At 38.2% G+C, this 19,281-nt stretch carries 19 protein-coding genes, 16 tRNA genes and 2 rRNA genes; 29 read left to right on the top strand and 8 right to left on the bottom strand.

Annotation, left to right across the window (positions count from 1 at the left end):
* From AC3CH7_RS19205 to AC3CH7_RS19115, 19 genes are all read left to right on the top strand, one after another.
* A 23S ribosomal RNA gene (locus AC3CH7_RS19205) occupies positions 1-124 on the top strand; the annotation flags it as partial.
* 112 nt (positions 125-236) lie between these two features.
* Positions 237-352, top strand: a 5S ribosomal RNA gene (gene rrf, locus AC3CH7_RS19200).
* Positions 353-368: 16 nt separating this feature from the next.
* Positions 369-445, top strand: a tRNA-Asn gene (locus tag AC3CH7_RS19195).
* 5 nt (positions 446-450) lie between these two features.
* Positions 451-542, top strand: a tRNA-Ser gene (locus AC3CH7_RS19190).
* 24 nt (positions 543-566) lie between these two features.
* A tRNA-Glu gene (locus AC3CH7_RS19185) sits at positions 567-641 on the top strand.
* Positions 642-660: 19 nt separating this feature from the next.
* Positions 661-736: transfer RNA gene (locus AC3CH7_RS19180), tRNA-Val, on the top strand.
* 25 nt (positions 737-761) lie between these two features.
* Positions 762-836 (top strand) — tRNA-Met (locus tag AC3CH7_RS19175).
* Positions 837-839: 3 nt separating this feature from the next.
* Positions 840-915 (top strand) — tRNA-Asp (locus AC3CH7_RS19170).
* 16 nt (positions 916-931) lie between these two features.
* Positions 932-1,004 (top strand) — tRNA-Phe (locus AC3CH7_RS19165).
* A 10-nt stretch (positions 1,005-1,014) separates the two neighbouring features.
* Positions 1,015-1,090 (top strand) — tRNA-Thr (locus tag AC3CH7_RS19160).
* Between the two features lie 9 nt (positions 1,091-1,099).
* A tRNA-Tyr gene (locus AC3CH7_RS19155) sits at positions 1,100-1,183 on the top strand.
* A gap of 23 nt (positions 1,184-1,206) precedes the next feature.
* A tRNA-Trp gene (locus AC3CH7_RS19150) sits at positions 1,207-1,280 on the top strand.
* 12 nt (positions 1,281-1,292) lie between these two features.
* Positions 1,293-1,368 (top strand) — tRNA-His (locus AC3CH7_RS19145).
* A gap of 44 nt (positions 1,369-1,412) precedes the next feature.
* A tRNA-His gene (locus AC3CH7_RS19140) sits at positions 1,413-1,488 on the top strand.
* A 4-nt stretch (positions 1,489-1,492) separates the two neighbouring features.
* A tRNA-Gln gene (locus AC3CH7_RS19135) sits at positions 1,493-1,567 on the top strand.
* A 6-nt stretch (positions 1,568-1,573) separates the two neighbouring features.
* A tRNA-Gly gene (locus tag AC3CH7_RS19130) sits at positions 1,574-1,648 on the top strand.
* Between the two features lie 8 nt (positions 1,649-1,656).
* Positions 1,657-1,730, top strand: a tRNA-Cys gene (locus AC3CH7_RS19125).
* Positions 1,731-1,777: 47 nt separating this feature from the next.
* Positions 1,778-1,858 (top strand) — tRNA-Leu (locus tag AC3CH7_RS19120).
* A 307-nt stretch (positions 1,859-2,165) separates the two neighbouring features.
* On the top strand, positions 2,166-2,315 hold the full coding sequence (locus AC3CH7_RS19115; protein WP_488381831.1) for a hypothetical protein: 150 nt from the start codon (positions 2,166-2,168) through the stop codon (positions 2,313-2,315).
* 129 nt (positions 2,316-2,444) lie between these two features.
* Here the strand turns inward: AC3CH7_RS19115 and AC3CH7_RS19110 are convergent, their stop codons facing one another.
* A complete protein-coding gene (locus AC3CH7_RS19110) occupies positions 2,445-3,740 on the bottom strand; it encodes a S8 family peptidase (protein ID WP_036165430.1) in 1,296 nt (431 codons plus the stop codon).
* A gap of 135 nt (positions 3,741-3,875) precedes the next feature.
* On the opposite strand from AC3CH7_RS19110, the gene AC3CH7_RS19105 reads away from it, so the two are divergent.
* From AC3CH7_RS19105 to AC3CH7_RS19095, 3 genes are all read left to right on the top strand, one after another.
* Complete coding sequence (locus AC3CH7_RS19105) at positions 3,876-5,096, top strand: helix-turn-helix domain-containing protein (protein ID WP_031418222.1); 1,221 nt, start codon at positions 3,876-3,878, stop codon at positions 5,094-5,096.
* 434 nt (positions 5,097-5,530) lie between these two features.
* Complete coding sequence (locus AC3CH7_RS19100; protein WP_036165434.1) at positions 5,531-6,562, top strand: ABC transporter permease; 1,032 nt, start codon at positions 5,531-5,533, stop codon at positions 6,560-6,562.
* 2 nt (positions 6,563-6,564) lie between these two features.
* Entirely contained in the window at positions 6,565-7,260 is a 696-nt protein-coding gene (locus AC3CH7_RS19095) for an ABC transporter ATP-binding protein (RefSeq protein WP_036165435.1), read from the top strand.
* A 19-nt stretch (positions 7,261-7,279) separates the two neighbouring features.
* Here AC3CH7_RS19095 and AC3CH7_RS19090 read toward each other — a convergent pair whose 3' ends face one another.
* Genes AC3CH7_RS19090 through AC3CH7_RS19080 form a run of 3 tightly spaced genes read right to left on the bottom strand, consistent with a single transcriptional unit; the run spans position 7,280 to position 9,391 of the window.
* On the bottom strand, positions 7,280-8,089 hold the full coding sequence (locus AC3CH7_RS19090) for an SDR family NAD(P)-dependent oxidoreductase (RefSeq protein ID WP_036165438.1): 810 nt from the start codon (positions 8,087-8,089) through the stop codon (positions 7,280-7,282).
* Between the two features lie 3 nt (positions 8,090-8,092).
* Positions 8,093-8,794 (bottom strand): SGNH/GDSL hydrolase family protein, encoded by a 702-nt coding sequence (locus AC3CH7_RS19085; RefSeq protein WP_012292133.1) that lies wholly within the window; start codon positions 8,792-8,794, stop codon positions 8,093-8,095.
* Positions 8,795-9,391, bottom strand: coding sequence for a TetR/AcrR family transcriptional regulator (locus tag AC3CH7_RS19080; protein ID WP_036165440.1), 597 nt, complete (start codon positions 9,389-9,391; stop codon positions 8,795-8,797).
* A 162-nt stretch (positions 9,392-9,553) separates the two neighbouring features.
* Between AC3CH7_RS19080 and AC3CH7_RS19075 the strand changes: the two genes are divergently transcribed.
* Positions 9,554-9,913, top strand: a complete 360-nt coding sequence (locus AC3CH7_RS19075) for a VOC family protein (protein ID WP_031418229.1) — start codon at positions 9,554-9,556, stop codon at positions 9,911-9,913.
* 82 nt (positions 9,914-9,995) lie between these two features.
* Entirely contained in the window at positions 9,996-11,081 is a 1,086-nt protein-coding gene (locus AC3CH7_RS19070) for an S-layer homology domain-containing protein (RefSeq protein WP_488381830.1), read from the top strand.
* Between the two features lie 40 nt (positions 11,082-11,121).
* Here AC3CH7_RS19070 and AC3CH7_RS19065 read toward each other — a convergent pair whose 3' ends face one another.
* Complete coding sequence (locus tag AC3CH7_RS19065; RefSeq protein WP_012292137.1) at positions 11,122-11,868, bottom strand: arylamine N-acetyltransferase family protein; 747 nt, start codon at positions 11,866-11,868, stop codon at positions 11,122-11,124.
* Between the two features lie 186 nt (positions 11,869-12,054).
* Between AC3CH7_RS19065 and nagB the strand changes: the two genes are divergently transcribed.
* From nagB to AC3CH7_RS19050, 3 genes are all read left to right on the top strand, one after another.
* Positions 12,055-12,768 (top strand): glucosamine-6-phosphate deaminase, encoded by a 714-nt coding sequence (gene nagB, locus AC3CH7_RS19060; protein WP_012292138.1) that lies wholly within the window; start codon positions 12,055-12,057, stop codon positions 12,766-12,768.
* Positions 12,769-13,058: 290 nt separating this feature from the next.
* Positions 13,059-13,967 (top strand): S66 peptidase family protein, encoded by a 909-nt coding sequence (locus AC3CH7_RS19055; protein ID WP_012292139.1) that lies wholly within the window; start codon positions 13,059-13,061, stop codon positions 13,965-13,967.
* Between the two features lie 22 nt (positions 13,968-13,989).
* Complete coding sequence (locus tag AC3CH7_RS19050) at positions 13,990-14,391, top strand: cytidine deaminase (RefSeq protein ID WP_031418233.1); 402 nt, start codon at positions 13,990-13,992, stop codon at positions 14,389-14,391.
* A 47-nt stretch (positions 14,392-14,438) separates the two neighbouring features.
* Here AC3CH7_RS19050 and AC3CH7_RS19045 read toward each other — a convergent pair whose 3' ends face one another.
* The 3 genes from AC3CH7_RS19045 to AC3CH7_RS19035 all read right to left on the bottom strand — a co-directional run bounded on the left by AC3CH7_RS19045 (position 14,439) and on the right by AC3CH7_RS19035 (position 17,538).
* Complete coding sequence (locus AC3CH7_RS19045; protein ID WP_488381829.1) at positions 14,439-16,025, bottom strand: catalase; 1,587 nt, start codon at positions 16,023-16,025, stop codon at positions 14,439-14,441.
* A 298-nt stretch (positions 16,026-16,323) separates the two neighbouring features.
* A complete protein-coding gene (locus AC3CH7_RS19040; protein WP_031418234.1) occupies positions 16,324-16,833 on the bottom strand; it encodes a hypothetical protein in 510 nt (169 codons plus the stop codon).
* A 15-nt stretch (positions 16,834-16,848) separates the two neighbouring features.
* Entirely contained in the window at positions 16,849-17,538 is a 690-nt protein-coding gene (locus tag AC3CH7_RS19035) for a B3/B4 domain-containing protein (protein ID WP_012292143.1), read from the bottom strand.
* A 59-nt stretch (positions 17,539-17,597) separates the two neighbouring features.
* Between AC3CH7_RS19035 and queG the strand changes: the two genes are divergently transcribed.
* Positions 17,598-18,731, top strand: coding sequence for a tRNA epoxyqueuosine(34) reductase QueG (gene queG / locus AC3CH7_RS19030; RefSeq protein ID WP_488381828.1), 1,134 nt, complete (start codon positions 17,598-17,600; stop codon positions 18,729-18,731).
* Between the two features lie 67 nt (positions 18,732-18,798).
* Positions 18,799-19,272 carry a tRNA (uridine(34)/cytosine(34)/5-carboxymethylaminomethyluridine(34)-2'-O)-methyltransferase TrmL gene (gene trmL / locus AC3CH7_RS19025; protein WP_012292145.1) on the top strand — a complete coding sequence of 158 codons (474 nt, stop codon included), beginning with the start codon at positions 18,799-18,801 and terminating at the stop codon, positions 19,270-19,272.
* Positions 19,273-19,281 lie beyond the last annotated feature (9 nt).

Below are 19,281 nucleotides of genomic sequence, written 5' to 3'. Positions count from 1 at the left end.
AGATGAGATTTCCCATTACGCAAGTAAGTAAGATCCCTCAAAGACGATGAGGTAGATAGGTTCGAGGTGGAAGTGTGGTGACACATGGAGCTGACGAATACTAATCGATCGAGGACTTAACCAAAAAGTTTGAAGCATTCAATGAACCGTTTATCCAGTTTTGAAAGAATAAAATTATTATAATATACTTGTAATTTTGATAAAATATGTTATAATAAGTATTGTCTTTCAAATAGTCTAGTGATGATGGCAAAGAGGTCACACCCGTTCCCATACCGAACACGGAAGTTAAGCTCTTTAGCGCCGATGGTAGTTGGGGGCTTCCCCCTGTGAGAGTAGGACGTCGCTAGGCTGTATACTAAAATTATTCCGAAGTAGCTCAGTTGGTAGTAGCACCTGACTGTTAATCAGGTTGTCGCAGGTTCGAGTCCTGCCTTCGGAGCCATTCTTGGAGAGTTGTCCGAGTGGCCGAAGGAGCACGATTGGAAATCGTGTAGGCGGTTAACACTGTCTCAAGGGTTCAAATCCCTTACTCTCCGCCAGCACTTTTAATTATTCCAAACGAAGGCCCCTTGGTCAAGTGGTTAAGACACCGCCCTTTCACGGCGGTAACACGGGTTCGAATCCCGTAGGGGTCACCATTCATTTTTATACCCAGATGGAGGATTAGCTCAGCTGGGAGAGCATCTGCCTTACAAGCAGAGGGTCGGCGGTTCGAGCCCGTCATCCTCCACCATTTTAAAAACAACATATATCATTAACGCGGGGTGGAGCAGTGGTAGCTCGTCGGGCTCATAACCCGAAGGTCGTTGGTTCAAATCCGGCCCCCGCAACCAAATGGTCCCGTGGTGTAGCGGTTAACATGCCTGCCTGTCACGCAGGAGATCGCCGGTTCGATCCCGGTCGGGACCGCCATTTTTTTATAATATATGGGTCAGTAGCTCAGTTGGTAGAGCATTAGATTGAAGCTCTAAGTGTCGGCGGTTCGATTCCGTCCTGACCCATCATTTTTTTGCCGGTGTAGCTCAGTTGGTAGAGCAACTGACTTGTAATCAGTAGGTCGTGGGTTCGACTCCTATCGCCGGCACCATGAATTCCCGGAGGGGTAGCGAAGTGGCTAAACGCGGCGGACTGTAAATCCGCTCCTTAGGGTTCGGCGGTTCGAATCCGTCCCCCTCCACCAGTTTTATTTTTTTATTTTTAAATAGGGGCATAGTTCAACGGTAGAATAGAGGTCTCCAAAACCTTTGGTGTGGGTTCGATTCCTACTGCCCCTGCCAATTTATTTTATGGCGATTGTGGCGAAGTGGTTAACGCACCGGATTGTGGTTCCGGCATTCGTGGGTTCGATTCCCATCAGTCGCCCCATTCAAGAATAAAGTAAATTTCATAATAATAACTATAATATAATGGCGATTGTGGCGAAGTGGTTAACGCACCGGATTGTGGTTCCGGCATTCGTGGGTTCGATTCCCATCAGTCGCCCCATAGTTGGGGTATAGCCAAGCGGTAAGGCAACGGATTTTGATTCCGTCATGCCTAGGTTCGAATCCTAGTACCCCAGCCATTTTTTGCGGAAGTAGTTCAGTGGTAGAACACCACCTTGCCAAGGTGGGGGTCGCGAGTTCGAACCTCGTCTTCCGCTCCAAGTATGATGGCGGCATAGCCAAGTGGTAAGGCACAGGTCTGCAACACCTTTATCACCGGTTCAAATCCGGTTGCCGCCTCCATATTTTTACTGCTAATCGGTTTATCCGATTTTTTTTATCTCCATTATGCCGGTGTGGCGGAATTGGCAGACGCGCACGACTCAAAATCGTGTTCCTTTGGAGTGTCGGTTCGACCCCGACCACCGGTATCATTACGTACATATACGTTACATTTAGTAAGTTTAGAAAGCTCACAAACCTTGATAATACAGGGTTTGTGAGCTTTTTTCATTTTTGGGGATACGATAAGAATTGAAATCATTTTACACACTTCAGGTAGAAGACATTGATATATAAGGCTTTTTACTACATTCCCTATCCTTATCACCGGTAACGAGGTTAGCGTAATAATATAGCAATAGTTGTGTAGGAAGATTAGTTAAAGAAGGTAGTTTTTAAGTGAATGGTGCATTGTCAAAAAAATAATATATTACACAATAAGTAAGTTTCAATGGAATGGTTGGAGGTGATTTTTATGAAGAAGGTATTAGTGGACAACAAGATGAATTTAAAGGGAACGATACTGCAAATGGTATTGATAAAATGTTTTCTGGTCAACCTGTTCACCCTACATGTAGAAATATGTTTGAAGCTGATATCGTATAACAAGCGAAGCTATAATACTACTTGGGGGTAATAGGGGTACTGGTGAATACGTTTAGAACCCAAAAAATAGCAATACAAACCAAAGCTTTGGTTTGTATTACTATTGTTAGTATGCTTCACCTTTTGAAATTATTGAACGCGAGCAAATCCAAATCCTGAAGCGTAGTCATCACCTATAGCAGCTCCATAACCACCTTTAATATCTACTGATTTTGCTCTCTCTTGTAAGTTAGAACGTAGTTGCGTGTTAGATAATGACGGATTTTCAGCCCAAATTTTTGCTGCTAAACCAGAGACATGAGGGGTAGCCATTGATGTGCCGCTAATTGTATTATAACCGCCATTATACCATGTAGAATAAACGGATGAGCCAGGAGCTGAGATTTCAATATCACCTTCCTGGATGACATAATCTCCAGCTGTAGATATATAACCACGTGAAGAGTAGTCAGCTACACGATAAGTCCCATTTTGTTGTACATTTTCTAAAGCTGCAACGGCGATTGCATTTGGTAATGCCCCCGGATAACCAATTGTTCCTTGCGCATAGCCAGAATTACCAGCTGCAGCTACTATTAGAACTCCTTTACTGTATGCGTAATTGACAGCACTCGAAATGAGGCTATTATTCGCTGAAGAACCTAGAGACATACTAATAATTGTTTTGGTACCAGTAGCTGTTGCTTGATCTGCTGCATGTCGAATAGCAGCAGCAATATCATCTGAGTATCCAGAACCGCTATCTAATAACACTTTGTAAGCCCAAAGATCAGCATCTGGAGCTACACCGTAAATGCCTGCTTGATCGCTTCCACCATCAGCTAAGGCCGTACCAGCAACATGTGTACCATGTCCGTTTCTATCAGTACAGCTGTTATTAATGGGTGTTGTCGCACCTGTAAAGTCTTTACATTGCTCTACGTTATTGACAAGGTCAGGATGAGAAGTATTTACACCCGTATCGAGTACGGCAATATTAATGCCACTTCCTCCAGTTGTAGATGTTAAAGTATCATTGTTATAAATTGCTTTAATGCCCCAAGGTATTTGTTGAGAAGCTCTTAAAGAAGTTACCAAATCCAGAGTTTCATTTTCTACCATACTATCGTCTTCCAAACCTATCGTATCTAATGTAACGATAGGCACTTTTGTAACTGTGAAATTTTTATTCTTCTGTAATGCTTCGAATTGTTTTTCATTCATATCAGTTGAAAATCCGTTCTCTGTTAATTCCCAACGAGCAGAATATTGAGTTTTTAATGTTGATTTTTCTGTTTTTTTGTTTGCCTCAACATAAACACGGAATTTCTCCTGACCACCGTCGTTTCCTAAGCTATCTTCGCTATCCATCGCTGTTGCGTACACCGGGTTTATTACTGATCCTGCAATCAAAAGACTTAGCAACGTACTTTTCATTTTTTTCATTCTTTCCAACTCCTTTTCAAATTAAGTTATAGTACTACAATTTGAATCTACCATAATTTAGGTTTTTTGATTATTGGGAAAATTATGATTATAATAAATGTAAAATACAGTCATTCGATACGGGAGGTTATGAAAATGAAGATTGGTTCATTAATTAAGTACTATCGTACAAAGCTAGGAATGACACAGAATTCAGTGGCGATGGGGATTTGCTCGATTCCTCATTTAAGTAAAATTGAGAATAATAATAAAGAAGCAAATAGCGAGACAATACGTCTACTGCTAGAACGATTAAATATTAGTATTCACGATGTAGAGAATAACGAACAAAATATTATTTGCCTATTAAATGATTTACAAAAACATATAAATTACCTAGAGATTGAGAAAGTAAAAGAGACAATGAGCAGATTAAAAGAATATGAAGAAATAATAGGTTTTACAGAATCTATTTATTTATATGAACTTTATAAGTTACGTTATTATGTGTTTGTTAAAGAGCATAAATTAGCAGACAATCAATTAAAATGGCTAAATGCCCACCGACCAAATTTTTCCCAACATGAAAGGTATTTACATTCATATTATTATGCATTAGTTTTAATTACAAAAGGTAAATATGAGGAAGCAGCTAAAGAACTAACTCAAATACTTCAAATACATCCAGAACTAGGGTCACTAGAAGGAGAGTTTTACTATCATTTCGCTTTAATAAAAGGGCGGTTAGAGGAACCAAGCCAAGCAATTATTTATGGGAAAAAAGCTCTTCAATTCTATAAGGACCAATTTAATTTTAAAAGAATTGTTTATACATTAATGTCTCTGGCACTCAATTACTCTCGAGGAAAAGTGTTTCACGAAGCAATCGAAATCTATGAACATTTAGTGAGAAATGTGGAGCTATTACAGCAACAGCAGCTATTACCTGCTATATATCACAATTTGGGGGATTTGTACCAAATGAGATGGGAATATGAAAATGCATTAATTTACTTTGAAAAAAGCGCTTCTTTAATGTCAAAGAACTGTGATCATTATCTGCTTTGCTTATATAATTTAGGTGTTACGCAATTTCGCTTAGAACAAACGGAAAAAAGTATAAAAACCTTTACTATTCTAAAGGAAGAAGCAAAAAATAAGAAAAAATTAAGTTTTAATTTATTTGCTACTTTTTATTTATATTTGCTAGGAGAAGAAAAAAAGAAAGCGATGGATTTTTTAGAAGGGAGGTTAATTCCATTTATAGCAGATAATGAAGAATTAAAAGAAATGCACCAACAATTTTCTAATTTATTGGGAGAGTATTATCGACAAGAAAAGCAGTTCGAGAAAGCTATGCAATTTATTGAAATTTAAAGGAGAGTGTGAATATGAAGAAAAATGTTGGATTATCAATTTTACTACTGAGTGCTGCAGTAATAATTATATCTGTTCCAATTCATCCACCGGTTTTATAAAAGGCAAGAGTGGGAGAAGGTAGTGGCTCTATCTAATGATTGAGGAACAGTGTAAACCACAAGCCTTTGAAACTGAGAGAGATAGGCAGATTTTTTATGAAGGGTATGGGAGAAAGTTAATTAATCAAAACGAGTACAATTACTTTAAAAATGGATTATATGAGTTTTTTTAGATGAAGATCTAAACCGTTCTGTAGGATAAATGACTTTCCTTCAGAGCGGTTTATTTGTTTTCGTTTCTTTTTTTTCTTTTCCATTCTTAATGATTAGTTCATGCTCTGTTCATGAAACAATTTTAAGCTAAGGATAATTAAAGAAATGGAGGGATAAAGGATGAATCTTGCCTGGAAAGAAATGAAGAAAAATAAAGTACGATTTTTAATCTTGGGCTCCATCATCTTCCTAGTTAGTTTTTTAACGTTTATTATTTCAGGTTTGGCGAATGGCTTGTCACAGGATAATGCAGCTTTAATAAAAGACTTACCGCAGGGGCAATTCTACATGACAGAGGATGCTGATGGGACGTTTAATCTTTCAAGAATCTCTAACAATCTACAACAGGAAGTCATGTCTGAAGAGAAGGAAGCAGTTGCCTTTTCTATTCAAATGGGCTTTTTAAGTGATGAGGATGATAAACAGCAAAGTGTGGCCTTTGTCACATCGACAGAGTCATCACTATTTAGAAATGTGCGTCAAGGTGAGGTCCTGTTAGACAGCTCGCTACAGGAAAAGGGAATTAAAGTGGGAGATATATTAGCGAACAATCAATATAGTGGAGAGTTCAAGGTGAAAGGCTTTGTGGAGCAAAAGAAATATAGCCATGCCCCTGTTGCTTATATCAGTAAAGAGGCTTACCAGGAAATGTATCGGATACAGGATATGCAGTTAATTTTTGTTCCACACAATGCTGCCAAGGATTTTGAGGGGCTACAGTCTTATAGCAATAAAGAATTTCTGAATGCTATCCCGAGTTACAGTGCGGAACAGATGTCTTTAAATATGATTATTTGGTTTTTAGTTGTCATTAGTGGTATGCTGTTTGCTATTTTCTTCTATATGATGAATGTACAAAAGATTGGCCTATATGGCATTCTAAAAGCAATTGGATTAAAAACAGGTAGGTTGTTTAACATGATCTGGACACAGATGGTGATTATTACAGCTATTTCACTAGTATTATCAGTCAGCCTTAGTCAATTATTCAATATAGTTGCGCCAAAGGGGATGCCATTTACGTTAAATTTAGGTACAACAATGCAGCTATCGTTAGTGTTCCTTGTCATTGGTTTTGTGGGAGCTACATTGTCAGGTCTACAAATTAAAAAAATTCAACCGTTACAAGCAATACACCAAGGGGAGGCTTAGTCATGACGTTATTTACGATTGATGAAGTAAGAAAAACGTTTAAAAATGGTGATGTCGAAGAGGAAATTTTAAAAGGTATTAATTTATCCTTAAAAGAAGGAGAGATTACGGCATTGGTAGGTGCATCTGGTTCAGGAAAAAGTACGCTATTAACTATAGCTGCTGGACTGCAACCCGCAACGGATGGACAGATTCTTTTTGAGGGACAAAATCTAACGGCTATGAACGAAGAACAAGTACGAAAGCTGCGTGCAAGTAAATTTGGCTTTGTTTTTCAGTTTGCTCATCTTGTACCTTTTCTTACCGTAGAAGAACAGCTGCTATTAATGTTGGATGTTGCTGGGTCTCCACTGAAGAAACATGAACAAAAGCATGAAGTAAATCGTTTATTACAGTTAGTTGGGCTGGCTCATCGTCAAGATGCTTATCCTTCTTCATTGTCAGGGGGAGAAAAGCAACGTGTAGCGATTGCACGTGCCATCATTCATCAACCGAAAGTGCTGTTTGCAGATGAGCCAACAGCAAGTTTAGATTCACAGCGTTCTAAAGAAATTATGATGTTATTAAGAACATTAACAAAAACTTTAAGTATCACAACATTATTAGTGACGCATGACGAAGAGATGCTAGCTTATACAGATCGTATTATTAAAATGAGCGATGGTGTGGTATTACAAAATAAGCAAGGCTCCCACTAGTAGGGAGCCTTTGTAGCGTTTAGGTTAAACGGGCATTACGACTCACTTTACAAACCATTCTCATTAACGCTTTGTGTAGAAAAGGAAAAATAGTAAAAATAACATCCAGTGTTTTGCGCATTGGCATTGGACAAATGATAGGCTTATTTTGATGAACACCTTCTATAGCAATTTTTGCAATTCGCTGAGCTGAGATCATTTTTTGCTGCTGTAATTGTTTGGTGATAATTGATTTATCCATATGAATCGCTTTGGCGTTATCGAAAATAGGTGTATCCACAAACGTTGGACATAAGGCACTCACCTTAATCCCAAATTCCTCAGCCTCATAGTGTAGAGAGGTCGTTAATCCTATAACAGCATGTTTGGTAGTAGCGTATGCAGAAGAAAAAGGAGAAGGTCCTAACCCTGCAGCTGATGAGGTATTGATGATATGTCCAAAACCTTGTTTTTTCATAAGTGAATAACCTATTTGAGTACCATAAATGACACCCCATAAATTAATAGCCATAATTTCCTTCCAATCCTCAATAGTCGTTTCACCCAGCTCTCCGTACATAGCAATTCCAGCATTATTAAACAGATAATCTATCCGATGATATTCTTCAATTACACCATGAATGACAGATGCTACACTATTGTAATCGGTTACATTTAGTGGTACAAATTTTGCATGAACAGCATCTTTATTTAACTGTGCTTCTAACATACGACCTTCTTGTTCTTGAATATCAGCAATAATGACAAATATATGTCGAGTAATTAATTCCTGGCAAATGGCCTTTCCTATCCCTGATACACCACCTGTAACAACAGCAATCTTTTTCATTTTTTAGGACCTCCCGATTTTGTCTCCTTCGTTTGCATAATGTTCAATGATAGAGCTATATTGCTGTGCCACTATATCAGCACCTTTACTATTTAAATGAACGCCATCCATAGTTACATGTAGCCCTCTTTTTTGAGATAATTTATCGATGCGTAAAGGATTTTTGTAAAATAAAACATCTAGTAGAACTCTCATTACACTCGTATTAATAAAGCTTGAGCAGTCCAAATGTTCTAAATGCTCTTTAAAGAGATTTTGCATATTCACAAAATAAACATTGCCGGATTTCAATGCAATAGACTCCATAACGGACGTTAGCTCTTTTACTTCGTTGTTAGAGTGATTTTGAAGATCTTCTCCTACTAATGCTGGAGATACTAGCACAACATTTTTAGAAGCGGTATGTGCTTTCTCTAATACTTTGAGGCAGTACTCTTCGAATTCTATATGATCCTTCGTCACGGGTTGTGCTTGCACCTTTAATAATTTTGAATAGACGTCATTGACGCCTACCCAAAGAAAAAGGAGATCATAGGAGGATTGGAGTGGCGTTTTTTCCAAGCGAGTAAATAAACTTTTAATCGTCTCGCCTGGATTCCCAAGATTGTCAAATGAAATATGAGGATATTGCAGTTTTAAAAGATTATAAAATGAAACTCCTGGACGACCTTCTGTTAAGCTATCACCTATTAAACCTACTTTCATTTAAATCCCACCTTTTTTAATTTCTTTTAAGAAAATCGTTATTGCTTGTTGAAAGAGTGGTTCTAATGATTTCAAATGTTGAGTATTGGTAAGCTGACATAATCCGCCTAGCCATGTGCCTAGTAAGACGGTCCAAGTATCTACATCGCCATGAACAAATTCGTTTTGGTCGATGCCCTCTTGAAGAATTGCACGATAAGCATTCATAGGTGTAATAGCTAAATTGAATAACTGCTGTATAGATTCGGGGGTTGATTTAGGATTAGATGCCAGTTCCTGACCTGATTTTAGTAAAGGTGTTTGATACTCATAGAGGACATGTAGGGCCATACCATACAATTTTTCTGTTGATGTGGTGTATGAAGATTCTTTTTGCAACCATTTGTCATGCCAATTTTTCATTGATTGCTGCGCTAAAAGCACAAATAACTTTTCCTTATTTTCGAAATGATAATAAATATGTCCTTTACTGTAACCAGAAACCTTCGAAATATCGCCAACAGATGTTTGATTATAGCCATGTTGAGAAAATAATTGGGTGGCATGTTTGATAATTTCAAGCTTTGCCTTGTCACTGTCATAGCGTCTTTTATTCAATGTTGTACTCCTTTAATGATTTGAACAATCGTTCTAATTTAATTATACATAATTTTCTAATTAAATAAATAGGTAAAATTTTTATTTGAAATACGGTTGGGAAGGAAGGAAATTCCAATTGTTTGTTGAATTATTTGTTATGCTTAAAAAAGGGGGATTTGTATGGGAAGAGTGATTGGCTTTGAATTAAATAGTCAGGAACCGAAGAAAGCGGCAGCTTTTTATAGCAAAGTGTTTGGCTGGAGGATAGCGGCTCCAAATTGGGATTATTGGCCAGTTACAACTGGGCATGAAAGCAAAATTGGGATTAATGGTGGTATTAGCAAAGGACCTAGTGATTATCCACATGGTACACGAATTCAGATTGAAGTGGATGCAATGGATGAAGTTATTGAGCAGGCAACCAGCAATGGGGCTACTATTTTACGTGGAAAAATGGAGTTTGAGGACTTTTATCTTGCTTATTTGATGGATCCGACTGGCATAGAAATTGGATTAATTCAACATAAAAATAACGAATAAAGTCTCTTTCAGAAGAGTCTTTTTTCATTTTTAGCATAACTACACGTCTTTATGGGTAAAGAATCGATGGAGGAGGGATAATGTGAGGAACATATTGAAATTAGTATGTTTGATCCTGATAGCGATTGGCATAATACCGAGGGAAGTGCAGGCAGCCAGCTTTAAAGATTTAACGGATGATACCTTGATGACAGAAATCCATTATTTAGTAGAGCAGGATATTGTGAAGGGCTATTCCAATCAGTTATTCAAGCCGAATGATTATGTAACGAAAGCACAGGTAGCTGTTATGCTAACACGTGCTTTGGGGCTAAACACAATCAACATACAAAACCCCAATTATCAGGATGTAACGCCAGCTAATAAATACTACAAAGAAATAGCTGCTGTACAAAAAAAAGGAATATTTGATGCAGCCCATAAATTTAACCCAGATGCACCGTTAACTAGAGCGGAAATGTCTATTGTGCTAAATAGGGCTTTCCAATTAAAAGGGTCAGATCCTTATTATTTTACAGATGTGACGGAGCAGACATATGGTTATAAAGAAATTTTAACACTGGCTCATAATCATTTGGTAAGGGGCTATGAGAATGGTGAGTTTAAACCTAATGCTCCTGTTACACGTGCCCACTTCTCAGCTTTTTTAGCGCGAGCATTGACTCTTTCTAAGCCTAGTTTGCTAAAGGACCCCGCGTTTGTTTATACGTATGGCTATTATTCTTTAAGTGACCATAAGCGGTATACCTTGAGCTATCAATATAAGCAACATGACGGTAAAAATGATGTATGGACAGTCAAAAATATTAGCACAGGACAAACTCTTTCTGATGAGCTTTTATATGGTCATGATCGTGTATATGGTCAAGCCATTGCTAGTGACGCTAATACACATTATGATTTATATATGGAACTACCACTTAGAATAGGGGTTATTTTACATGAAGATGATCCAGGGGTTACTGCAGGAGAACGAGTAACTGTAAAATCAACGAATGGTACAGTACAAGCTGGAGAAGTGCAATATACGGGTGTAATTATAGTAGAGAAAAGGTCAGTATATAGTGATGTGGTAAAAACTTATTATTTCGTAGATGATATTGGTTTAGTCAAGGAACTACACAATGATAAAGTTGTATTTGAACTATTCAATCGGACAATGAAATAATCAGGAAAGGAAAGCAAGCCACTGATGGACTCGCTTTCCTTTATTGTTGTAAAGAGATATGAAAAAAGCGCTGTAGAGCTTGCAGCCATTCCTTCTCAGTGTTTGTTGTATAGGTAGTTAAGGATTGCCCTTCGTAAATTCTAAATTCATTGTTCATCATCGTGTGACGTCCACGAGTAGTTCGAATCATGGCAATTTTATTTTTTTGTTTAGAGAGTCGTGGGGCAAATTTTGCATCATTTGCATCATCATGAAAACAATAAAGCAAACGCCATTGTTGCTTGGTTAGTTCAAAAAGCATCCAACCATTTTCTTCATCATACTCTACTTTATACAATTCTCGGCCTTCGCGATGCTGATATCCTGCTATTAACGGTACTGGTTTACAAGGCGCTAAAGCACCAACGCCTACATCTGAAATATAGGATTGTTTTGCATCTTTTACTAGTAATAGCTGGTGCATGGGTATATCTTCAGGAGGAGAGTGTTCTTCAACATTACGCCAAAACTGAGCATAGCGGTTGGTAACTGAAAAGCCGAGCTCCCGTAAAAGCCAGCTAAATAAAATATTCAGTTCAAAACAATTGCCCCCACGTCTTTCTATAATAATCTTTTGAAATAAATCAGGAATAGAGAATGAGATACCGAGGTTCAAGGCAACATCTAAATTTTCATAGGGAATCGTCAATAGATGCTTTGTTTGTAGCTGTCCAAGTAGTTGGACGGTAGGCTCTAAGGTTCCTTGAAATTGAATATGCTGTAAATATTGCTGAATCTGTGCATTCATAAAATCGCCTCACTTCCTTATTAATAACATAACCGAAACAGCATCAGAATACACGCATAATATTAAGAGGGAAATGATAGAAAAATAGCTAAATAACTTGTAGAATTAATATATTAGCTACTATAAAGTGAAATATTTCCCAGTATAGTTAATGAATAAGAAATTAAGGTAGGTATGATAAGGAAAATGAAATGGATCGAAGTCAATACATATGACGAAATGAGCGAAGTGGCCGCAAATATTTTTTTAAAGCAAATACAGAAGAAGCCCAATAGTGTTCTAGGATTAGCAACTGGTGGTTCACCTGTAGGAATGTATAAAGAATTAGTAGCGCGATATCAAGCCGGTCAATTAACATTTAAGGATGTACAAACTTTTAATTTAGACGAATATGTAGGTCTTAAGCGCTCAAGTCCTGCAAGTTATTGGACTTTCATGCACAACAATCTATTTAATGGTGTAAATATTAAACAAGAAAATATACATTTGCCAAATGGTGAGGCAGAGGATTTAGCTGCTGAATGCAAGGCATATGATGCAAGGATTGATGCAGCAGGAGGTATTGATTTACAGCTTCTTGGAATTGGCGTAAATGGTCATATAGGTTTTAATGAGCCAGGTACACCGTTCGATTCGATGACGAATATTGTTGAATTAACGGAATCGACAAGAACAGAAAATGCGATTTACTTTGATGACGCAGCAGATGTCCCAATACATGCCATTACGATGGGCATTCAATCGATTATGAAGGCGAAGGAAATTGTCCTGATTGCCTTTGGTGAAAAGAAGATGGAGGCCATCCAAAAATTAAAAAGTGGCCATATTACTGAAGATTTCCCTGCAAGCCAATTATTAAAACATCCTAACGTCACGATTATTTATGGCGGTACCAATTAACAATAAAAAGCAAAGCCTTCTTATGATTGAAGTCTTTGCTTTCTTGTTTTTCTGATTACCATATGAGCAAGGAATATACGCTCCAGCAAATTACTGCTACAATAACAATTAAATCAACCTTGTTGAAGAGAAAGGTTACTGTTCAAGAGTCTGAAGGTTCCTATCGCTAGAATGTCGATAGTTTCTCCTCAAGAAGTAAATGATCGTATAGAATCATGGGAAGAAGAGGCAATAATAGATAAGTGCCTCACATCAGTATAGAGGCAAGCTTAAGGAAAATAAGAGGAGGAATGAACGTGAAAAATACCGTACCACGTTTACAAAAGGGAGATCTAGTTGGTGTAGTTGCCCTATCAAGTGTAGTAAATCATGAAAAGCTAGGGGACGCATTATCTTTTTTAGACGAGTTGGGTCTTCACTATATTGTAGGGGATACGATCCATGCAACGCATGATTATTTAGCTGGTAGTGATGAAGTTAGGCTAGCTGATTTTCATGAAATGGTAAAAAATCCTGAAGTGAAAGCTATTTTTTGTGTAAAGGGTGGCTATGGCTCTGCTCGCATAGCTGAAAAAATTGATTATACGTTATTAGAGGAAAATCCAAAAATTTTCTGGGGCTTTTCAGATATTACCTATTTGCATTGTGCGATCAATGAGTACGCCAATTTAGTAACATTCCATGGACCTATGTTAATGGCGGCCAATAAAATGGATGAACTATCGAAGAAAATGTTTGTACAATTATTTTCCCCCATTGAAATACAATACACGGAGTCAATTTCTCCTTTAACAACCATTGCTGGAGGGGTGGCACGCGGTGAATTAATAGGAGGAAATCTGTATCGTCTTGTCAGCACATTAGGCACTAAATTTGAGATACAAACAGAAGGTAAGATTTTATTGATAGAGGAGTTAGCAGAATCCATTCCTAATATTGATTCGATGTTACAGCAATTAAAGCAAGCTAGGAAAATTGAGCAACTAGCAGGTGTTGTCATTGGTTCCTTTACACAAACAGAAGCGAATGAAACAGCCTTACATAATTTAATGAAAGAGTATTTTGGAGACTTAGGTATTCCTGTTGTGGCAGGTTTTAAAATAGGACATGAATCAACCAATGTAGGCATTCCCTTGGGGGTAGACGCCTATTTAGATGCAGAGGAAAAAGTGTTGAAGATATTACCAGGTGTGTATTGACTATAGGGAGATGTTAAATGATATGGATATTGAGAAAAAGCTCTATGAGGCAGCCGTCCAATTAGTGGAGAAAAGATATCCGTCAGGATGGGGTGGAGCGGCGGCTTTGTATTCGGAGGACGGGCATATTTTAACTAGTGTTGCACCAGAGGTCATCAATGCAGCTACTGAATTATGTATGGAAACGGGTGCTATTCTGGAGGCACATAAATTGAATACAAAGGTGACACATTCGATTTGTGTTGCTAGAGAAAATGAAAAATCTAAATTCGTAGTACTGACACCCTGTGGGGTCTGCCAAGAAAGACTCTTTTATTGGGGAGAGAATGTGAAAGCAGCAGTTACGAATACAGACGATACACTACTATTTAAAACTTTAAAAGAGATACAACCCTATCATTGGTATAAGGCCTATGAACAATAATGCAAAAAAGACGTTACATAAAAATGTAATGTCTTTTTACGTTTGCCTTAATAAGGCTCAGCATTATGGCCTTTATCTATCGCATTTTGAGAGGCTTGATCTCCATCAATATTGCCAAGTGGCTTTGAAGTTGAGGATTCCTTTCTAGCCTTATGCAACCCTTCTTTTAGCAAACGACCATATTCTTCATCTGCTTCTTCCGCAAGTGCAATCATGGCATTTTGTATCTCCATATGACAGACCGATAAATCACGAATTAAATTGGCAAGCAGTTCATCGCGCTCCCATTGCTCAAAGTTACGATAAGTTTCGCCAGCTTGCTTGGTATTACTTTGACGGTCAATGGATTCTCGAACAAGGTTGCCTTCTACATATGGAGTATATTCCTTACCATCCTGTGTTGCTTCCTTTAAGCCATTTAACATGGAGGGCTCATAATTAATATGTGGATTTTGACCAGGTGCTAAATCTCGTTTATACATCATTTGCCCACCGCTTTGATTGGTTGCTACACGTTTTTTTGGCGCATTAATTGGCAATTGAAGATAGTTAGCTCCTACACGATGACGCTGTGTATCCGAATAAGAGAATGTACGACCTTGCAACATTTTATCATCAGAGAAATCTAAGCCATCGACTAGTACGCCCGTACCGAAAGTAGCTTGTTCTACCTCTGCAAAATAGTCCTCAGGATTTTTGTTTAACACCATTTTACCGACTGGATACCATGGGAATTGATCGTTTGGCCAAAGCTTTGTGTCATCCAATGGATCAAAATCAAGCTCAGGATGTGGACCATCCTCCATAATTTGAACATGTAACTCCCATTCAGGAAATTCTTCACGTTCAATCGCATCATATAAATCCTGTGTGGCATGATTAAAATTTTTCTGCTGAATTTCTTCTGCTTCTTTTTGTGTTAAGTTTTTAATGCCCTGAAGTGGTTCCCAGTGATATTTGACGAGGACCCCTTTGCCTTCCTGATTAACCCACTTATACGTATTGACGCCAGAGCCCTGCATCATACGATAGTTAGCTGGAATACCCCAAGGTGAATATACAAATGTAACCATATGGAAGGATTCTGGTGAGCTAGCACAAAAATCAAAGAAACGTTCAACGTTCTGAATATTAGTAATAGGATCAGGCTTAAATGCATGAATCATGTCAGGGAATTTCATGGCATCACGGATAAAGAAGATTTTTAAATTATTACCAACTAAATCCCAGTTGCCATCCTCTGTATAAAATTTTACAGCAAAGCCTCGTGGATCTCGTAATGTTTCAGGAGAGTGTCCACCATGTATAACCGTTGAAAAACGGACAAATACAGGTGTTTTTTTTCCTTTATCCTGAAAGACCTTTGCCCGAGTATATTTAGAAATAGGTTCATTGCCTACAACACCATATGTTTCAAAATAACCATGTGCACCAGCACCGCGAGCATGAACAACTCGTTCCGGTACTCGCTCCCTGTCAAAATGACTTATCTTCTCTAGAAAATCATAATTTTCAAGTGTTGCAGGACCGCGATTACTGACTGTTCGTAAATTTTGATTGTTAGTAATGGGATGCCCCTGTCGATTTGTCAATGTTGTATCTTGATCATGTTTTGAATCATTTTTCTGCGTCATCGTATGACCCCTTTCCAATAGATACGTCCATTTTGTCCTTGAAAGGGGTAATTTAGACATAGGGAATTTTTACATATTCGCTAATAAAAAAAGCTCTCCATACATAAATGTAGGAGAGCCTTGGATGGTGTTTTCAAATGGAATCAAGTTTTTTGAGTATGGCCTTTACCTATAGTTGGTCATTAGTCATGGGTCATACAGTAACAGGTAACTTGTTATTGGTTTTAATCTAATTAGCCGTAAAGCTAAATTTGAAAACAGCACATCCAACTCGGTTTGGAGTCTCACCGCCCCGAGACTAGAAATAGCGGGAATCATCAAAGTTAATTTGTATACTGTAATTTTTTGAATTAATAAGATTGGATAATTTATGTGCCTCTTTTTCAAGCTTCATTGCGCGCTCCCGATAGTCGTCAGGCTCATATAATGCAATCTCGTATAGCATTGCTCCATCACCATAGCCAAAACGAACACTTTCTTTTTCCCGCATACTAAATTCTTTACATAACTCAGCCTCAGCACGAAGCTGTGTAGCTAATTCGATAGCTTCTACTAGTGCGAGTTTCTGATCTTTAAATTCTACTGTGTTTTGGATGTTTGCTTCATATACTAGACGATCTAGTGTACGGGTATCTAGACGAACTTGTGCCAATTCGGTTTCGATAAGGGGGAGTGCACGGTTACTTGTTTTAGGAGTCTGTCCCTTTTCTACTGTCACAAAAGCACTACGATGTAATTCACTAATAAGCTCTTGTGTTTTTTTTCCTAAAATACTTTTTAGTTTAACAGCTTCTGCAAGATTGATCACGCAAACACGTCCTTTTTATAAACTTGTAGATGGTGCATTGTTTGATAGGAGGGCAATTTGATAGTCACCTCCATGAATTTGGTTAAACATTTTGCCTGCTGACGCCAAAAGGTCATTCGCTGCTTCATGTGTTAAAGAGGGTCTGAGATAAAAAATCTGTAGCGCCTCAGTCGTATCCTCTGTAACGGCTGTACGTTTAGAATCGACAAATGGAGAACCAAATGCTCCCTTCTCATCACGACTGTAGAGGATCTTGTTGAATGTATTAAAACGCCCATTTAAACCCTCATAACCAATGTCTTCATGGCCAAGAGCTATTTCTACATATCCTTTCATAAAGGCTATATCATATAGACCAACTGGAATTTCATATTGAAGAGAGAAGAAGTTATTTAAATCTACAGCAGAATGAAATGGTGTTACATAGTTTTGTTTACTAATTCGCCGCATAAGACTTTCTGCTGAGTGTCGATAACGATTTGGATCTGAACCTAGCTTTTTCCAAAATACCCGCCATTCAGCAATACCCTCACGCTGGTTCACAGGAAAATCCTGCATGTCTAGAAAAAGGTTTTCTTGATACAATTGCATCCGACCTTTAATCATTTGAGGGGATTCTGCTACAACAATTTTGGTATAATGAATAATGCCGATTTTTAGCTCGGGATGTTGCGTTAATAGAGATTCATTAATGGAAATTTCCAAAGAACATCACCTACTTTATCTATTTCTATTATTGTATCATGTAAGGAGTTGGAAATAAAATGAACATACATGACCTACAGCGAGACTTTGTGGCATATGCAAGAGCCATTGGCGTTGATAAAATAGGTTTTACAACAGCAGCTCCCTTTACAGAATTAAAAAACCGACTGCGTCGCCAGCAGGAGCTTGGTTATCAGTCTGGCTTTGAAGAAAGTGATATTGAAAAACGTACCGAACCCCTTCAATTATTAAACGAAGCAGAGAGTATTGTCTCGATAGCCGTTGCTTATCCCTCCCGTATGCAAAATGCACCCATTGGTAAAAAGGGAGCTAGAAGAGGAATATTTTGCCGTGCTTCATGGGGTGTCGATTATCATACAGCAATTCGTGAACGTTTGAAGTTATTATCTGCTTGGCTTGAGGAGCGTGTCGAAGGTGTACGTATCGAGTCGATGGTTGATACAGGTGCACTTGTAGACCGTGCTGTAGCAGAACGCGCAGGCATAGGCTGGAGTGGTAAAAACTGTTCGATTATAACACCTGAATTCGGGTCATATGTGTATTTAGGAGAGCTCATAACCAATGTTCCATTCTCGCCAGATAAGCCAATGGAGGATGAGTGCGGGGAATGTCGCTTATGCTTGGATGTTTGTCCAACGGGTGCATTAATCCAAGGAGGGCAATTGGATGCACAACGTTGTATTGCCTTCCTCACTCAAACGAAGGGAACACTTCCTGATGAGTTTCGTAATCACATTGGTAATCGCCTCTATGGTTGTGATACATGCCAGAGTGTGTGTCCCAAAAATAAAGGGAAGATTAATTGGATTCATGATGAATTTATACCGGATCCGGAGCTTGCCAAACCATTATTAACACCACTATTAACGATTTCCAATAGAGAATTTAAGGCCAAGTTTGGCCACGTTTCTGGTTCATGGCGAGGTAAAAAGCCTATTCAACGAAATGCCATCCTTGCACTGGCCCATTTTAAAGAGGAAGCGGCTATACCAGATCTCATCAACCTTTTGAAGAACGATGATCGTCCAGTCATACGAGGCACATCAGCATGGGCTTTAGGGAAGATAGGCGGAGAACAGGCTAAGTCTGCCCTATATGACGCGGAAGCTAATGAGCAGGACGAAGAAGTATTGAACGAAATTCACAAAGGTTTGCAGTTTTTTCATGAATGAAGAGAAAAAACACTCCATTAAATGAGTTCCACTTAAAGAAATTTTTATAATAAGGAAGTGTATCGTTATGCCATTGCATATCGTTTTATATCAACCAGAAATTCCAGCGAATACAGGAAATATTGCTCGCACTTGCGCTGGTACAAATACATCATTACATTTAATTCGTCCACTAGGCTTTTCAACCGATGATAAAATGTTAAAGCGGGCAGGCTTAGATTATTGGCATAGTGTGAATATTGTTTATCATAATTCACTGGATGATTTTATAGAGTACTCTAGAGATGGAGATGTATATTTAATCGAAACATATAGTGATGAGCCGTTCACCACACATGATTTTAGTAATAAAGAGCGTGACATTTACTTTATGTTTGGAAAAGAAACAACAGGCTTGCCAAAAGACTTTGCGTATGAACGTCGTAATATGTGCTTGCGTATTCCACAAAGTGATCATGTCCGTTCACTCAACTTATCTAATACGGCTGCGATTGTTATATATGAGGCATTACGACAACAGGGATATCCAGGTTTACATTAATAAAAGCAG

This window comes from Lysinibacillus sp. F12, assembly GCF_057773605.1.
Note: the sequence above shows the minus strand (reverse complement) of the source record. Positions and strands in the feature narration are given on the sequence as shown.

Excerpts from the sequence above, each read along its gene's own strand:
- AC3CH7_RS19115 (WP_488381831.1), top strand. The coding sequence starts at position 2,166 with ATGGTTGGAGGTGATTTTTATGAAGAAGGTATTAGTGGACAACAAGAT.
- AC3CH7_RS19110 (WP_036165430.1), bottom strand. The coding sequence starts at position 3,740 with ATGAAAAAAATGAAAAGTACGTTGCTAAGTCTTTTGATTGCAGGATCA.
- AC3CH7_RS19105 (WP_031418222.1), top strand. The coding sequence starts at position 3,876 with ATGAAGATTGGTTCATTAATTAAGTACTATCGTACAAAGCTAGGAATG.
- AC3CH7_RS19100 (WP_036165434.1), top strand. The coding sequence starts at position 5,531 with ATGAATCTTGCCTGGAAAGAAATGAAGAAAAATAAAGTACGATTTTTA.
- AC3CH7_RS19095 (WP_036165435.1), top strand. The coding sequence starts at position 6,565 with ATGACGTTATTTACGATTGATGAAGTAAGAAAAACGTTTAAAAATGGT.
- AC3CH7_RS19090 (WP_036165438.1), bottom strand. The coding sequence starts at position 8,089 with ATGAAAAAGATTGCTGTTGTTACAGGTGGTGTATCAGGGATAGGAAAG.
- AC3CH7_RS19085 (WP_012292133.1), bottom strand. The coding sequence starts at position 8,794 with ATGAAAGTAGGTTTAATAGGTGATAGCTTAACAGAAGGTCGTCCAGGA.
- AC3CH7_RS19075 (WP_031418229.1), top strand. The coding sequence starts at position 9,554 with ATGGGAAGAGTGATTGGCTTTGAATTAAATAGTCAGGAACCGAAGAAA.
- AC3CH7_RS19065 (WP_012292137.1), bottom strand. The coding sequence starts at position 11,868 with ATGAATGCACAGATTCAGCAATATTTACAGCATATTCAATTTCAAGGA.
- nagB (WP_012292138.1), top strand. The coding sequence starts at position 12,055 with ATGAAATGGATCGAAGTCAATACATATGACGAAATGAGCGAAGTGGCC.
- AC3CH7_RS19055 (WP_012292139.1), top strand. The coding sequence starts at position 13,059 with ATGAACGTGAAAAATACCGTACCACGTTTACAAAAGGGAGATCTAGTT.
- AC3CH7_RS19050 (WP_031418233.1), top strand. The coding sequence starts at position 13,990 with ATGGATATTGAGAAAAAGCTCTATGAGGCAGCCGTCCAATTAGTGGAG.
- AC3CH7_RS19045 (WP_488381829.1), bottom strand. The coding sequence starts at position 16,025 with ATGACGCAGAAAAATGATTCAAAACATGATCAAGATACAACATTGACA.
- queG (WP_488381828.1), top strand. The coding sequence starts at position 17,598 with ATGAACATACATGACCTACAGCGAGACTTTGTGGCATATGCAAGAGCC.
- trmL (WP_012292145.1), top strand. The coding sequence starts at position 18,799 with ATGCCATTGCATATCGTTTTATATCAACCAGAAATTCCAGCGAATACA.